Here is a 14,185-nt window from a genome sequence, read left to right on the forward strand (position 1 = left end):
ATTTGATTTGTAGTGCAAGTGATATTTGCGAAATGATAGGTTTTAAGGCCGTAAATAACATATTTAAAGATAAAGAGGAGTTTGAAAGCTATGTTAAAGAGTGGCAAAAACGCTACACGATAATCGCTCTAATTGATACCTATTCGGGCGTGGCGACATTTCATATAACAGACACCGAAAACTCTGTCGGCATAGCAAGAGCGGTGGCTAAATATATCCTAAGATACGGCAAACCGCAAGTAATCAAAGGCGATAACGGCAAGGCGTTTAAGAGCGAATATATAAATAGCGTGATGAATGCGCTTGAGATTGAATACAGAGCCGTAAGGGCTTATAGCGGATGGCTCAAACCTTACGTGGAGCGAAATTTTAGAACACTTCAACATAACTTTACCGCAAATTTAGCCGGCTTTATCGGTCATAACATCACGCAAAGACAAGCCATTGAGTTTTTCTACTCTAAAAAGGAAAGACGCCTTAAAAAGGGCTATAAAACCAATTTAAGAGAGCTTAAAAATTTAAAGCAAGTGCAAAAACTAATGGACCTTTACGCTGAGAAATTTTTAAATACTCGCTATTTGGAGCGTTTAGAAATGAGCGTGGCGGAGGCTTATAATCAAAAAGCTAACGAAGCGGTGGCGATGGACGCACTAAGCCTAAGCGCAAGGCTTGGCAAAAGAGAGCTAAAAAGCGTAAGTAAAAAAGGTATAAGCGTGGGCGGCATCTGGTATCAAAACATCACAATGCACGGATATAACAACGTCTATGCAAATTTAAACATCAACAATCAAAGCGAGTGCTTTTTATGGAACGAAAAGGGCGAATTTATAGATGTAGCCGTAGCAATTGACGATAAGACGAGAACAAGCGTAGAAGTTGCAAAAGCATCACAAAAGCTCTTTAACAGAAGAGTAAAAGAGACTAAGGGGGCTATGCAGATAGCTAGAAGAGAGAGTGAGGCTAGGTTTGAGAGCTTTGTAAGAAGCGTGGAGGCTAGTGGTGCTGCGTGCCCTAAGATAGAGGCGGTAAATGGTGAGGGTATGATGATAAATAGGGCTTTAAAAGTGGCTGGAGGAGTTATGAAAAACGAGGCAATAAGTGATGAGGCTTTAAAAGTGGCTGGAAGTGATATAAAAAGAGGCAAAAAACATAAAGGATGGGAGCATTTCGGAGCTAAATAAAAAGCCTTTTAAAAGCGTATTAAACGGCATTTAAACGCATTTAAACATTTTTAAAAGTCTTTAAAATAAATCAAAAAAGGACAAAAAATATGCAAGAGATCATAGTTAAACTCAATGAGTTTTTAAAAGATACGGGGATAAGTGCTTCGGCACTTGCTCGTGCGATAGGTGTTAGCGGTGCTGTGATAAGTCAGTTTAGGCAGGGTGCATATAAGGGTGATGCTAAAAGCGTTGCTACAAAGATAGAAAAATACATAAGCAACTACCAAAACAAGAGCGAGACAAAAAGTGCCGTGCTAAAAGATGAAGTGTATGCTAGTAAAGATGCAAAGATGGCAAAGTTTGTCATAAGTGAGGCTATAAATGAGCGTGAGATAGCTCTGATATACGGTAGTGCTGGGACTGGAAAGACAACTATACTTAAAGAATTTGCCAAAAATAGCCCAAATGCAGTGCTAATAGAGGCTACTTGTCATACTACGGCTAAGGTGCTTTTAGAGGAGCTTTGTGAGGCGTTAAAGATAGATGGTGTAAGTAGTATCAATGCGAAATTAAAGGCTGTGGCTAGGTTTTTAAAAGATAATGACAAGATAATCTTAATAGATGAAGCAGAGCATCTGCCTTTAAGGGCTTTGGAGGATTTAAGGCGGATATATGACTTTTCTCACACTACGATGGTGCTTTGTGGGACTGAGATACTGCTAAATAACCTAATGGGTAAGAATAAGGAGCTAAGGCAACTTTACTCACGCATATGCGGTAAGTGGTGCATGCAAGGACTGAGCGAGGCGGAGTGTGAGGGCTTTTTCGGTACGGGAATATATGAGTATAGCAAAGGCAACTTTAGAAGTTCTGCAAAGCTATATAAAAAGGCACTAAGACTTGCAGAGCTAAATGGTTGTGAGCTTGATGATGAAATTATCGCAAATGCAACTCAGATGGTAATACTAGGATAAGCGATGACACACGCTGCGATAGCTAAAATTTTAGGACTTAGCACCGAGCGAGTAAGACAGATAGAAAAGCGTGCTATCGCAAAACTCTCTCATCCTAGAAACAAGCAAGCGTGGGAGAGAATAAGGGAAATTTTACAAGAGATAGAGGATGAAAGAGCCAAAAGAGATAGTGAAAGTGAGGTGGTGGGATGATACGAGGGCTAAACGGATTTTATTCACGCAAATTTTATGAGCTTGATGGCGAGTTTATATGCTTTAAAGGCTCTAAGAAAGCCGTTGATACGATAAAAATTTAAGTGTTTAATAAGCCGCTTATGGGCGGTTTAATTAAGTGCTTAATGACGTCAAAAAGACTTAAAAAGAGTGGCGGTGGGATTAAAAATCCCTAAAAACAAAAAAAAGGATAAAAAATGACACAAACAGTAGTAAATAGCGACATAGATGTCTTAATAGATGCTTTAAGAAGCTTAGGTGGTGGAGCTTTTTTAAGCGAAACCTCAAAAAATCTAAAACAAGCAATAAATTCAGTTGTTCAGACCCAAAAGTCAGCAAATGTAACTCTAAAACTAATCATAAAGCCAGACCAGCACGAAAGTGGTCAAATAGTAGTGTTTGGCTCAAACAGCGTAAATCTGCCAAAAGAGCCTATAAAGACTAGATTTTACGTTAGTAACGAGATGTTGCCTAGCAGAAACGCACCAGATCAGCTGGTGTTTGATTTTTAAAAATAAAGGATAAAAAATGCAAAGAGAAAACGAATACATAGTGCCAAGCATAGAGATAGATAGCGATAAAAGAGCCGTCATAGTGCATAAAGACTATATATTAAGAGGCGAGTTGCTTAAAGAGCCTCTAAGAAACAGCTACGACATAAACGCACTTGACGTAGATAGCTTCGTAGGGCTAGTAAATGAGTATAAAGAGCCAAACTCAAAGCTATTTTTTGATGATAAAAGCATAAAGTGCATAGTGGATTTTAACACCAAAGACAGAGCGGAGTTTTGCGAAAAACGCATAGGGCTAAACCTAGCTTATACGCCATTTTATTATAGCTTTAACGAACACTTAGGCGTAAATTTATCACAAAGAGATTTTGTATTTTTACTTAAATCTCTGTTTATGTATATAACCAATATAGACGGCAAACCAAACGACAATATGGACGTAATAGAGCTAGCCCAGAGCCTGCAGGCAGTAAAGAAATTTGACAGCGTGCAAAAGAACACAAGCTCAAAGATAAGCCTTGATGTAGAGATAAAATCGGGTGCGAAAGAGAACTTAACCCTGCCAAACAAGATAACCTTTAAGTTGCCTATTTATGAAGCCGACGTTAGGCTCATGGGCGAGTTTGAAGTAGAACTATTTGTAGATATTAAAAACGATAGCGAGTTTAATATAAGACTTGTGTGTTATACGGCAGAAGCGGTAAGGCGAGAGGTTTTAAACGAACTTGTAAAAAACATACAAGAGCGGTGCGATGAAGTAACGGCTTATAAAGCTAGTTTAAATTGATTTTACAGGGGGCTAAAATTAGCCTCCGATAAAGTTAAATTTTAAGAAAGGAGAAACGATGAGTAAAACGACTATGAGACTTGTCTATGTTGCTACGCCTTATGCGGGATTGCGCGGTGTAAGCGAATCAAATCGCCCATTTTTAGCAAAACGCATAGCTAAAGATACTTGCAAAAGAGTAAAAGAAGCTGGATATACGCCTATTAGCCCCATACTGGCTTTTAGCGAGATATTTGACGAGCAAAAAGATAGAGAGCGTGTGCTTGAAGCTGGACTTGAGCTACTTAGCCACTGCTCTTATGCGTATTTTTACGACTTACACCCGGATAGTCATCTTAGCGAAGGTATGAAAAAAGAGCGAGAATACGCAAGAGAGCTTGGCATAACCGAGCTTGATTTAGACGGCGGATTGTGGATTGATTAATGCCACTACATATCGTAAGAAAAGCTAGTAAGTCTAAGTCCAAAAAAGATAAAGACTACGCCATAGGCTTTCTTTACGGATACGTTTGCAAGCTCAAATTCGCGATGAAATTTAAAATCTTAGGAGGAAAATATGCAAATAAATAGTTTTAGCGATGTTGATGTCGCTTTAAAAAGACTTTGTGAGCTAAGTGTAGGGATTGAGAAAATCAACGGCGAAGTAACGATTGAATGCAACCGCATAAAAGAGGCACGCAAAAGTGAAGTTGAGCGTTTAGAGAGTGAAAAGAACTTTATAGAGCAGCAAATAACGCTATTTTGCGAGGATAATAAGGCTGAGTTTGCTGAGAAGCGAAGCAAAGAATTTACCTTTGGCGAGATAGGCTACCGCATAAGCAAGAGTGTGAGCATACCAAGAGTAAAAGCAAAACTTGAAAGCCTAATAAGCTCAATAAAGGCATTTGGACTAGCCAAAGAGTGCATAACATATACGGAAACACCAAATAAAGAAGCCTTAGCTGAGCTAAAAGATGAAGATTTAGTAAAACTGGGGCTTAAAAGGGTGGTAAAGGATAATTTTAGAATTGTGCCAAAAATTGAGAGTTTAGAGATGAGCTAAACTTTAACAAAAAGCCCTAAAAATGGGCTTTTGATTAAGGTTTTTAAAAGTGGTTTTTAGGTAGAATATCACATCTTTTAAAGGGGAATTTATGGCAAACGACAATCTTATCAAACAAACCTGCAAAGAGCTTGGTTTAACATATAAGCAACTTGGGGAGTTGATAGGGTATAGTGAGAGTGCGTTAAACAACGCTTCAAGGCAAGATAAGATTAGCGAACCGCTAAAATTTGCCATAATGTTATATCTTGAAAATTTAAAGCTCAAAGAGGAGCTTGAAGATTTTAGGACTTTAAAAGCCATATTATCAAAAACACTTTAAAAGTGTTAATTTTCTACATAAAAACACAAAATATAACTTTAAAACCTTGACAATAACACAATAAAAGTGGTATAATCCTTTTATCAAACACAAATAAAGTGTTTGATAGAAAGGAGAGCGAAACGATGGAAAACGCAGAGCAAATCATCAACTTGACCACTGCGGTTGTAGTTTTGATAACGGCAATTATCAAACTATTAAGCCAAAGGCGTTAAAATGTGAGCTAAGGGGGCGGTCGCCCCAACCACCTTGCGTATCGTTTCGCTTGCCTTTATTATATCATAAAGGGGCTATTATGTTACAAAGTGTTTTAACGCTAATTTTAGCGGTGTCTGTTTTAGGTTTGACGATTGAAGTCATCAAAATAAAAAAAGAGATTAAGGAGCTTAAAAAATGAGTGTTTTAATCCCTATAAATAACGTAAATGTAGTTTTTGAAGTGGTTGGCGATGAAATATTCGCCACTTCATTGCAAGTTGCAGAAGTTTTCGAAAAAAGACACACTCATATTTTAGATATTATTAAAGACTATCCAAGCGATGATTTCCGTGAGCTAAATTTTCGGCTCACGGAGCGAACCGCCAAATTTGGGGCTGTCGTGCGAAGTGAGCCGTATTATAAAATTTCACGTGACGGCTTTTCGCTTTTGGTTATGGGCTTTACTGGCGAGAAGGCTTACAGGTGGAAAATAGAGTTTATTGCCGCCTTTAATAAAATGGAGGCGATGATAAAAAATGGCAGCATAGCAAACGATAAATTTACCGAAGTCCTAACCGCTCTAAAAGACAAATCAACCGAAGCAGATAATGCTAAGCTTGAAATTTTAACCCTAAAAGATGAACTTATATCAACTCAAAGAAAGCTTATAGAAAAGCTAGAAAATACAAAAAATAACGAGCTACAAACGATTAAAAAATCTACCCGCCTAAATAAAAGCGAAAAAGACGAAATAGTAAGGCTGTATAAAAGTGGGCTATCTCAGGGTGAAATTTGCCGAAGGATGGATAGAAGTCGCGATGCTGTAAGAAATGCTATAAGGGGTGTGCTATGAAAGAGGTTAGTGTATTTTTCTTAGATGAGGTAGATAATGCCAAAGATCTTTTACTTGGACTTAGCGTTTTACTTGAAGGACTTGGTAGGATTTGTAATGATGACGGAAGCGTAAAAGGATTAACACAGGCTTTATATCTGCTCGATGATGTGTGCTTTGATATGGCTAAAAAGTTGCAAGACACACCGATATACAAAAAAACCTAATAATCAAATAGGGGCGTAAGCCCTTTTTAAAGTATCTTTAAAGATATTTTAAAAAGGATTTAAAATGGCAAAAAAATTAACGACTAAGCAAAGAATTCACATATCTAATTTAGCGGCTATAAAAAGGGCTACCTATAAAGCAAGGCTTGAAGATGTGATAAATTACGACCTAAGCTTTTACCGATTTAAAAACGGAAAGCTAAATCTCTCAAAAATGGCTAGATGCACCGGTTTAAGTTGGGGTTTTTTGCATAAATACTTATGGTTTAAGGGGCTATAAATGACCAAGGCTCAAGAGATTTATAGAAAGCAATTGCTAACCCGCATACATACTCATCCGCAGTATAAAATCATCAAAGAAAATGAGGCTTGGAGCGAGTGGCTAGAGCTTAGATTTGGCGTGAGTAGCAGTAAGGAGCTAAGCATAAAAGAGCTAAATATTGTTATAGACATATTAAATCAAAGATGTAATGATGAAATTGATATAAAGCCTGACTATGCCGGACGAAACATACTAAATCCGGCTAAAATAACCGCCAAACAGATAGAAAAAATCAAAGTCTTAGCTAGTAAGCTCGGCTGGGACGATGCTAGACTAATGAAATTTATAAATAGACAGTGTAAGGCTCTGTTGCTTTATAGTTCATACTTAAATAAATTAAGCAAGAAGCAAGCCACAAGCGTGATAACGGGACTAAATGCTGTCTTAAAAGACAAAGCAAAAGCCTAGAGTATGAAAAAAATTAAAAAAGTGGTAGAATGGGCAAAAAACAGGAGTAAAGATGTTTTGTCCTTACTGCGGATATGAGAAGACTAAGGTGGGAGCTACCATAAAAGGCCTTGAAACTATACGCTTTAGAAAGTGTGATAACTGCAAACAGACTTGGACTACCATAGAGAGTGTAAAGCCAAATGATGAGTATCTTGAAAACTTCATAAAGATTAGATATGAGTGTAATCATAAAAGAGCTAACTAGCCTTGAAGCAAGACTAAAAAATATAGAAAGCAATACCCTTAAAAAGAGTCTATTTGATGATATAGGAAATATGACATCAAATACTATAAAAGATGCCTTTGTAGATGAGAGTTCGCCGTTTGGCGATAAGTGGCAAGAGCTAAGCAATAAGACAAAAGAGTATAAAAAGAAAAAAGGTAAATCAAGTAAAATTTTAAGAGATAGCGGCAACCTATACTCAAAATGGGAAGTAAGAAGCACTGCAAATAGTGTAACCGTATCAAACAACTCACAAAATAACGACTTTGCATACGGTTTATCTCATCAATACGGCTCTAACAAAAGAAATATCCCCGCACGTCCTTTTTTGCCTGTGGATAAAAGCGGAAATTTAGAGAAAAAACTAAAATCAAATATCAAAAAACTAATCATATCAAGAACTACAAAAGAGCTAAATAGATAAAAACGTGGTATATTATGCAGATAAGTTGGGGTGAAGATTGCTAAGTCTTATGACGGGTAATAGCGTGAGGCACATAGTGCTCTTTATGTTGTGGGCTTAAATCCTACCCACCCCTTTTAAATATTAAGGTCAAGTAGCTATGCACCAGTATAAGGCAGGTGAGTGATTTACACGTATGGCGGTTTAAGTCCGCACTGCTTGAATATGTAGGGCAGATGGCAGCAGAGAGTGTAGCTGGACGTCGCCACTAGATGGAACAACGGCGGTTATCGTGGGTTCAAGTCCCACCGCCCTACTTAACCTTTTTAATCTCACCATTTTTTAGTAATGTAAAAAATTCTTGCCTAAAAAACTTATCAAGCGTTATCACGTAATTTTTTACCTTAAATTTTTTATGCATTTTTGAAATTTCTAGTGGGGGCTTTTGTGTAACTAATCATTTTTATTCCTTTTTTTAAATTTTGCTAATTTTTGTTTTTTTGATATAATTCCGCAATAGGTCAAGTAGCTATGCGCCAGTATAAGGTAGGCGAGTGGCTTTACACATATGGCGGTTCGAGTCCGCACTACTTGATTTTTTTTTAAAATGAGACAATAGATGCAACAGAGAGGGCAGTTGGCAGCCAAAAGGGTGTGGATGGTGGATTTCGATTTCCAACGTTGTCTCATTTTATTTTTTCATATCTCTTTTTGTTTTTTAAAATCCCTTTGTAATTAATAATAGGCATTTTGCTAATTGTTGCAATAAAGTTATCTGTTCTAAATTTTTCTAATACATAATTTAGATGTATCGCTGTGTAATTTATCATTTTATCGTCTTGTAAAGAACCATAAAAATATAATAACCTTTTTTCATCTGTATCATAAAACACGTGCTTAGCTTCATCAAATACACCAACAACGCCCCTTATTTCAGCCACGTTTGGCTTTTTATTTTTTGGCTTAGTATCACGCATAATGTGTGAAATGGTGTTTTGATAAATGGCAATACTGCTAGCTTTTAACGCCACGCCTTGCTTGGCTAGGGTGTCTTTGATATTTGGTTTAACTTCGCCAATCTGTGCGATTTGGTAGGCTTTGTTTTTAATGATATTGCCACTAAGCACAGCGTTTAACATATCATCAAGTCCCCTTTGCCAAGTCTTGATTTTTATGGCTTTAAAATCATCAGCGCCGCCGCCTTTTTTTATAAGCAAATCTTGCAAATTTTGGCTTTCATCTTTAAAAGAATACGCCCAGTCAGCGGTGGCTATGTTTGGCAGGGTTTTAATGTTTGTAACGTGATAGCCTTTGCTTTTAATCTCAAATTCGTTTAAAACCTGCACTTCACACCGACAGCCCCAGTCATTTGGCGGATAGTTTTTATCCCAAAATTTATGTGTTTTTGGCAGGATTAAGCCGTGAAGTTTAGCGTGTGTAGGACGCGTCTTACTATCAAGCACTGCAATATAGCGAAAATACTCACCAGTAGCGTTCATCTGGCTTTCATATCTAGATTTTGCATAGCTTACACGCATATTGGTTTCATAAATTCTTTTTAAGCGTTTAGCTCCTACATAAATTTCTTTTACTTCGCCACTTTTTGGATTTGTTACGCTGACATTGCCTAGCCAGCCTTTTTTTGCCAAAGTAGGCTTTAAACTCTCGCTCCACTCTTTAAAGCCTTGTCCATTTTTAAGTGCTATTTCTAAGCTTTGCTTTATGTCATCAAGCAAATCAAGCCTTGTTATTTTTGCTATCGTAAAGGCTCTTAAATGAGCCTCGTGTATAATTTCATCATAATCAAAATGTAGCTCACTTTTTCGCCCAGCTAAAACGTTTAAAGTGTTTATTGGCTTATCAAAAAAATTAATTTTCATAGCCTAAAATCTCGCTGTTTGCAATGGCGTTTATTAAATACGCTTCTAATTTTTCTAATGGGATATCGGTTTTTAACTCATTTAATTTTTTAAAAGCCTCTTCAAAGGTAAAGCTATCTTTTAAAATCTCATTTAACACGCCTTCAATCTCTGTTAAAACGCTTTTTTCTGCGTTTTGATAATCGGTGCTTTGCAGTGCTAAGTCAAACTTATCCAGCGCTAAATTTTGCTTAGTGCTGTTAAGTTCTAAAATGGTGCTTTTATTGTTTTCTTGCTTGTTTTGCTTTAATTTTAACCCCTTAATTTTAAAGGTTTGTTCTAAAAATTCAGCCGGAATTTCATAACCCATATTATTTATCCGCTCATAAACTAGCGATAAAAGCTCCTCATCAGTTTCAAGTCCTGCATCAAGTGCCACCTTAAAAGGTTTAACATTGCTAAAATTTAGACTTAGTATGGCATAAACTAGCTCTTTTAGGCTAGCTGACATTACTCCAGCATCAAAGCGTAAAATATCTTGCCTTACTTCGTTATGCACACGCCCTAGTGCTTGTGTGCCGTTTGTTTGGGAGTTACCAGCTAGAATCTGCCCTGTGATAGACTTTGATATAGCTTCATCGCAGTATCTTATAAAGTCTAAGAAAGTACCTTTATCAACATTACCATTTATAAGATTGACTAAGTCGTCTTTGCCAAATAGTCCAACTCCATTGGCTCTTAAATTTACGGCTGCTTCTATGATGGCTTCACTTTGGTTTTCGTCAGCCACTGCATCTGAGTTTATAACTAGCGGTGGAACAGAGAGTGCGTCAAAGTAGCTCATATACTTTGATATAACTAGATGTTTTAGTGCAGCTATGGTTACTATGCGATACATTAAACTTTGAGTGATTATATCTCCACTATCGGTTGGGTGGTAGTGCAACCAAAAAAGCTCACTATCATCATCAACAAAAACCCTATCAAAGCTCTGTTTTAGATATAGTCTATCATCTTTGTCAGTGTTAAAGTATCTTGGCTCAATGTATTTAAAGTCAGGTAATATCTTGCCGTCATCGTTTTTATACTGCTTTAAAAAAGGTGCAAAACCATAAGCGATAGCTGAGCTCATATCAAAAAGTAGTCTTTTAAATTTAGCATTTTCTAAATAGTTAGATATAAACTCGTTTTGTGTTTTATCTTCACTCTCATAAAAAAGTGGTAAAGAGCAGACATACACTCTTCTTTTAAAAATTTCAGAGCCTATCTGTGTATCGGTGGTCTTAAAATACTCATAAACCTTTACTAAACTTTCTAAATTTTGACCTGTTATAGCTGTTTTTACCAAATCATAACTTACAGAGCCTAGAATATCAGCCTTATCGGTTCGTTTTAAAACTATTTTTTTCATTAACTATACCTTTGTTTTATTGATTTTATTATATTTTTGCTTTTCTTTGTTAGTCTATTTAATGCCCTATAATCAGCCACTCCAACTGATGAGGCTATCCTAAATGCCATTTCAGAAGCGTCTAATAAATCATCGTGCGGCGCTTTTGGATATGTATCAAGCTCCTCAATAAGCAGTGTGTTATCTACACATACCATAATCGTGCCGTCCGTAACATAAGGGGCAAATGAGTCTAGGCGAAGCTCTTTTGCGACTGAGTTTTTAAGCTCACAAACACTTAATGTTATGCCCTTTTTGGCACACTCCTCTTTTAGCTTATCCTTAAAAAACTCTTGAAATGCAATAGTTTCAATTGCGATTTTTATTGGCTTACCTAGCATTAAAAGTCCTAAGTAGAGCTGCATTATCTTTGTTATCATAATATCAGGCTTTAACTTATAGCCCTTTGTGTCTAGATAATACTGCTTATCTTTTTTGCCAAGCAAGGCAACACCAAAATAATCGCCCCTAGTTTTGCCAAGTGCTGGGTCAATGCCTATGTAATAAGCATCGCAAACTGGCATAACGTCAAATGTTTTATACTCGCTAAAAATAGCTCCGTCTTTGCTTAACGGCTCGTTTTGATACTCTGAATAAAAGCTCTCTTTATCATCTAAAAAGTCGGTTAAAATAGCCCTTTTATCAAGGCTCTCATCATCAAGCACCATATTTATAATCTTGGCTTTTTTAATATTGTCTTTATTTAGCTCATCAATATTATCTGGAAATTTAACAACTAATGGGAAGTTAAAGCTAATAAATGAGTTTAGCCGTTTAATCCTAGCAAGTAAGCCGTCGTGATGAAGCCTTGTGCCAACGACGATAATATTATAGGTGCTATCGTGTCTGCTAGGTAGCTTTAAAACAGCTTTTCTAAACCATTTATAGAGCTTTTCACGCTGTTTTAAAGACTCCACGTTTTCATCATTTTCTATATCGTCAGCAATGATGATATCAGGGCGTTTGCCTAAAAAATTCGTGCCTCTTATCTTTTTGCCAGAACCAAAAAATTTAATCTTTTTAGGGGTGCTGTTTGTTAAAAATATAAACTCATCGCCACGCCATTTCTCGCCTAGGCTTATTTTAAAATCGTTAATTAGCTTTGAGTTGTTTTCAAGCTCCACTTTTATCGTGTCTGCACTTTCGGTGGCAATATCAAGCGTTGAGCTTACGACTATGGCGTAATTTTTACGATTTGTAAGCAAAAGCCATAAGGTGTGAAGTCTTGTAATAAGCGTGGTTTTTGCCCCACCCCTGTAAGCTTCTATTAAAATATGCCTGTTTTTTTGGCAGGTTTTTTCAAGCTCGTTATAAACAAATAGCCTAAATTTACTCTGCTCTTTAAAGCTATCTACATTAAAACCGCTCTGTAATCCTAGCTGGTGGCTAAAATATTCAAGCACGAAAAATTTAAAATCATCACAGGCTCTTTTATATCTTAAATCGCCATTGCCATCAAGGATGTTTGGCAGCGATTTTAAATAATTTTCTAATTCTTTAATATTCATCACTCAAAAACCCCTTTTAAAAATGTTTAAACCCCTTTTAAAAACGTTTAAATCCCTTTTGGTAATATCAGAGTATAGGCAAGAGCTAAAACGCTTTAAAATGGCTTGTTTTTGCAAGTTTTTAATTTTTATCACTTTTAACCACTTTTAAGATGATAGCTTCGGCGTTTTGGCTTAGCCAGTTAGCCACTTCGTTTTGTTTGTGAGAAATAGCAAGTTCTGCTATGCTTTTAATGGTAAGCTTTGCTGTTTTTAGCTCAATCTCTTTTTGATTTATTTGGCGTGGAGCTTTTATAGACCAGTATGTTTTTGCAAATTTATGTAGATTTTCTATGTGCTCAGGCGATAGCGTCCCGGCTTCTTGTAAAAATTTCTCGTAATTTTGTATTAGGCTATTTACAAACAACGCCTCTTTATTTTCAAGCTCCTCTTCGCTTCTTAAATTTGAAAGCTTTAAAGCGTCCCAGTCAATGCCTCTTTTAAAATCAGCCTTTTTGTGATAGTAAAATGTTTGCCTTGATATATTTAAAGCAGTGCAAAGCTCATCTATGCTTTTTCCACTTACATATAAATCTTTTACACTATCTTTCATATTTATGGCTTGTCTTTTCGGTGCTTTTTGCGGAGCTAGTTAAAATTTAACTCGATAGACAAAACGTCTTATCTCGCTAAATTTTAACGTCGCAACCACCAAAAATTCTTGAAAATACTTCGCCTTCTCCTTTCTTTTAAATTCATATTTACCAAACAACACTTTAACAGAAATATTTTTTTATCTCACTCTAAATAGCGGTTATTTAGAGTGGATTTATTTTTAAAAATTCTTACAATTGGCAAAACGAAAGGTGAGATATGAAACTTGAAAAAGGCTTATGTTTAGAACTAAATAGCATAAAGGACAATGAGAAGATAAAAATTAGTCCAGTAGGCGAACAGGTGCTTGGGTATGACGGCAGAGTTTTTAAGATAGATGCAAATTTTGTCCTAGCAAATACCAAAGCTGGTGGTGTGGATATCTTGCTTGATAAAGACCATAGAGATAGTGAGGCTATGGGGTGGTTTGATATAAATAGCCTTGAAGCAAGAGATGATGGAATATATGCAAAGCTAGACTATACAGATGTAGGAAAGGAGCTTGTTGATAAAAGGCTTTTTAGGTATCTAAGCCCAGCCTATGAGATAAATTATAGAGATAACGGAGTAAGAGAGGTTGTAAGGATTGCAAGTGTTGGGCTAGTAAATCGCCCAAATTTGCTAAATAAATCACTAAATAAAGAGGAGATAAAAGTGCCAAACGAAGATAAAAACAAAGAGTTAGAGCTTTCAAAACAGCTTAATGATAGCCTTAGCGAAAACAGCAGACTAAAAGGTGAGATTGAAGTGTTAAAAGCTGAAAATGAGAATTTAAAAACTGCTTTAAAAACCGAACAAAACAACTCAAAAGTAGAACGTATAGAAAGTGCTATTAAAAATGGTGAGATGCTACCAAGTCGCAAAGAGACAGCTTTGGGACTTGAAGCAAATGCCCTTAATAGCTACTTAGAAGTTTGTAAGAGCGAAGCAGCAAGTGTGCTAAAAGAGAAAAACATAGAGAAAAATAGCAAGAGCGAAACCGAGAATATAGATCCATCTGTTAAAGCTCAGCTGGGACTATAAGTAAAACGTTCGGCGATAGCCAAAACATATAAAGAAGGAGAATAA

The 14,185-nt window shown here is 36.5% G+C and carries 19 protein-coding genes; 15 read left to right on the forward strand and 4 right to left on the reverse strand.

The window, feature by feature from the left end; translation table 11 throughout:
* The 14 genes from NYG85_RS01930 to NYG85_RS01990 all read left to right on the forward strand — a co-directional run.
* On the forward strand, positions 1-1,181 hold a 1,181-nt coding region (locus NYG85_RS01930; protein ID WP_489752956.1), incomplete at its 5' end, for a TnsB C-terminal domain-containing protein.
* Positions 1,182-1,270: 89 nt separating this feature from the next.
* Positions 1,271-2,137 carry an AAA family ATPase gene (locus NYG85_RS01935; RefSeq protein WP_284936779.1) on the forward strand — a complete coding sequence of 289 codons (867 nt, stop codon included), beginning with the start codon at positions 1,271-1,273 and terminating at the stop codon, positions 2,135-2,137.
* A 3-nt stretch (positions 2,138-2,140) separates the two neighbouring features.
* Positions 2,141-2,329 (forward strand): sigma factor-like helix-turn-helix DNA-binding protein, encoded by a 189-nt coding sequence (locus NYG85_RS01940; protein ID WP_284936781.1) that lies wholly within the window; start codon positions 2,141-2,143, stop codon positions 2,327-2,329.
* Positions 2,330-2,547: 218 nt separating this feature from the next.
* Positions 2,548-2,862 (forward strand): YfdP family phage-associated protein, encoded by a 315-nt coding sequence (locus tag NYG85_RS01945; protein WP_284936783.1) that lies wholly within the window; start codon positions 2,548-2,550, stop codon positions 2,860-2,862.
* Between the two features lie 16 nt (positions 2,863-2,878).
* Positions 2,879-3,649, forward strand: a complete 771-nt coding sequence (locus NYG85_RS01950) for a DUF2303 family protein (protein WP_284936784.1) — start codon at positions 2,879-2,881, stop codon at positions 3,647-3,649.
* Positions 3,650-3,707: 58 nt separating this feature from the next.
* Positions 3,708-4,073 (forward strand): DUF7768 domain-containing protein, encoded by a 366-nt coding sequence (locus tag NYG85_RS01955; RefSeq protein ID WP_284936786.1) that lies wholly within the window; start codon positions 3,708-3,710, stop codon positions 4,071-4,073.
* A 132-nt stretch (positions 4,074-4,205) separates the two neighbouring features.
* Positions 4,206-4,691: a host-nuclease inhibitor Gam family protein gene (locus NYG85_RS01960; protein ID WP_284936787.1), complete on the forward strand. Its 486-nt coding sequence runs from the start codon at positions 4,206-4,208 to the stop codon at positions 4,689-4,691.
* Positions 4,692-4,782: 91 nt separating this feature from the next.
* Complete coding sequence (locus NYG85_RS01965; RefSeq protein ID WP_284936788.1) at positions 4,783-5,013, forward strand: transcriptional regulator; 231 nt, start codon at positions 4,783-4,785, stop codon at positions 5,011-5,013.
* Positions 5,014-5,406: 393 nt separating this feature from the next.
* On the forward strand, positions 5,407-6,063 hold the full coding sequence (locus NYG85_RS01970) for a Rha family transcriptional regulator (RefSeq protein ID WP_284936790.1): 657 nt from the start codon (positions 5,407-5,409) through the stop codon (positions 6,061-6,063).
* Positions 6,060-6,269 carry a hypothetical protein gene (locus tag NYG85_RS01975; protein ID WP_284936792.1) on the forward strand — a complete coding sequence of 70 codons (210 nt, stop codon included), beginning with the start codon at positions 6,060-6,062 and terminating at the stop codon, positions 6,267-6,269. The genes NYG85_RS01970 and NYG85_RS01975 overlap by 4 nt, the downstream gene beginning before the upstream one ends.
* A gap of 64 nt (positions 6,270-6,333) precedes the next feature.
* A complete protein-coding gene (locus NYG85_RS01980; protein WP_284936794.1) occupies positions 6,334-6,549 on the forward strand; it encodes a hypothetical protein in 216 nt (71 codons plus the stop codon).
* Complete coding sequence (locus tag NYG85_RS01985) at positions 6,550-6,999, forward strand: phage protein GemA/Gp16 family protein (RefSeq protein WP_284936796.1); 450 nt, start codon at positions 6,550-6,552, stop codon at positions 6,997-6,999.
* A gap of 52 nt (positions 7,000-7,051) precedes the next feature.
* The gene (locus NYG85_RS12095) at positions 7,052-7,246 is read left to right on the forward strand and encodes an NrdR family transcriptional regulator (RefSeq protein ID WP_432264838.1); all 195 of its coding nucleotides are present in this window, start codon (positions 7,052-7,054) and stop codon (positions 7,244-7,246) included.
* Positions 7,218-7,688: a phage virion morphogenesis protein gene (locus NYG85_RS01990; protein WP_284936797.1), complete on the forward strand. Its 471-nt coding sequence runs from the start codon at positions 7,218-7,220 to the stop codon at positions 7,686-7,688. Before NYG85_RS12095 ends, NYG85_RS01990 begins: the two co-directional genes overlap by 29 nt.
* Positions 7,689-8,353: 665 nt before the next feature.
* Here the strand turns inward: NYG85_RS01990 and NYG85_RS01995 are convergent.
* The 4 genes from NYG85_RS01995 to NYG85_RS02010 all read right to left on the reverse strand — a co-directional run bounded on the left by NYG85_RS01995 (position 8,354) and on the right by NYG85_RS02010 (position 13,076).
* Entirely contained in the window at positions 8,354-9,547 is a 1,194-nt protein-coding gene (locus tag NYG85_RS01995) for a phage head morphogenesis protein (protein ID WP_284936798.1), read from the reverse strand.
* Complete coding sequence (locus tag NYG85_RS02000; RefSeq protein WP_284936799.1) at positions 9,537-10,937, reverse strand: phage portal protein family protein; 1,401 nt, start codon at positions 10,935-10,937, stop codon at positions 9,537-9,539. The genes NYG85_RS01995 and NYG85_RS02000 overlap by 11 nt, the downstream gene beginning before the upstream one ends.
* Entirely contained in the window at positions 10,937-12,484 is a 1,548-nt protein-coding gene (gene terL / locus NYG85_RS02005; protein ID WP_284936801.1) for a phage terminase large subunit, read from the reverse strand. Before terL ends, NYG85_RS02000 begins: the two co-directional genes overlap by 1 nt.
* A 121-nt stretch (positions 12,485-12,605) precedes the next feature.
* Complete coding sequence (locus NYG85_RS02010; RefSeq protein ID WP_284936802.1) at positions 12,606-13,076, reverse strand: DUF1804 family protein; 471 nt, start codon at positions 13,074-13,076, stop codon at positions 12,606-12,608.
* A 260-nt stretch (positions 13,077-13,336) separates the two neighbouring features.
* Between NYG85_RS02010 and NYG85_RS02015 the strand changes: the two genes are divergently transcribed.
* A complete protein-coding gene (locus NYG85_RS02015) occupies positions 13,337-14,140 on the forward strand; it encodes a phage protease (protein WP_284936803.1) in 804 nt (267 codons plus the stop codon).
* Positions 14,141-14,185 lie beyond the last annotated feature (45 nt).

The sequence above is a fragment of the Campylobacter gastrosuis genome (assembly GCF_030249845.1).
GTDB classification, from domain to species: domain Bacteria; phylum Campylobacterota; class Campylobacteria; order Campylobacterales; family Campylobacteraceae; genus Campylobacter_A; species Campylobacter_A gastrosuis.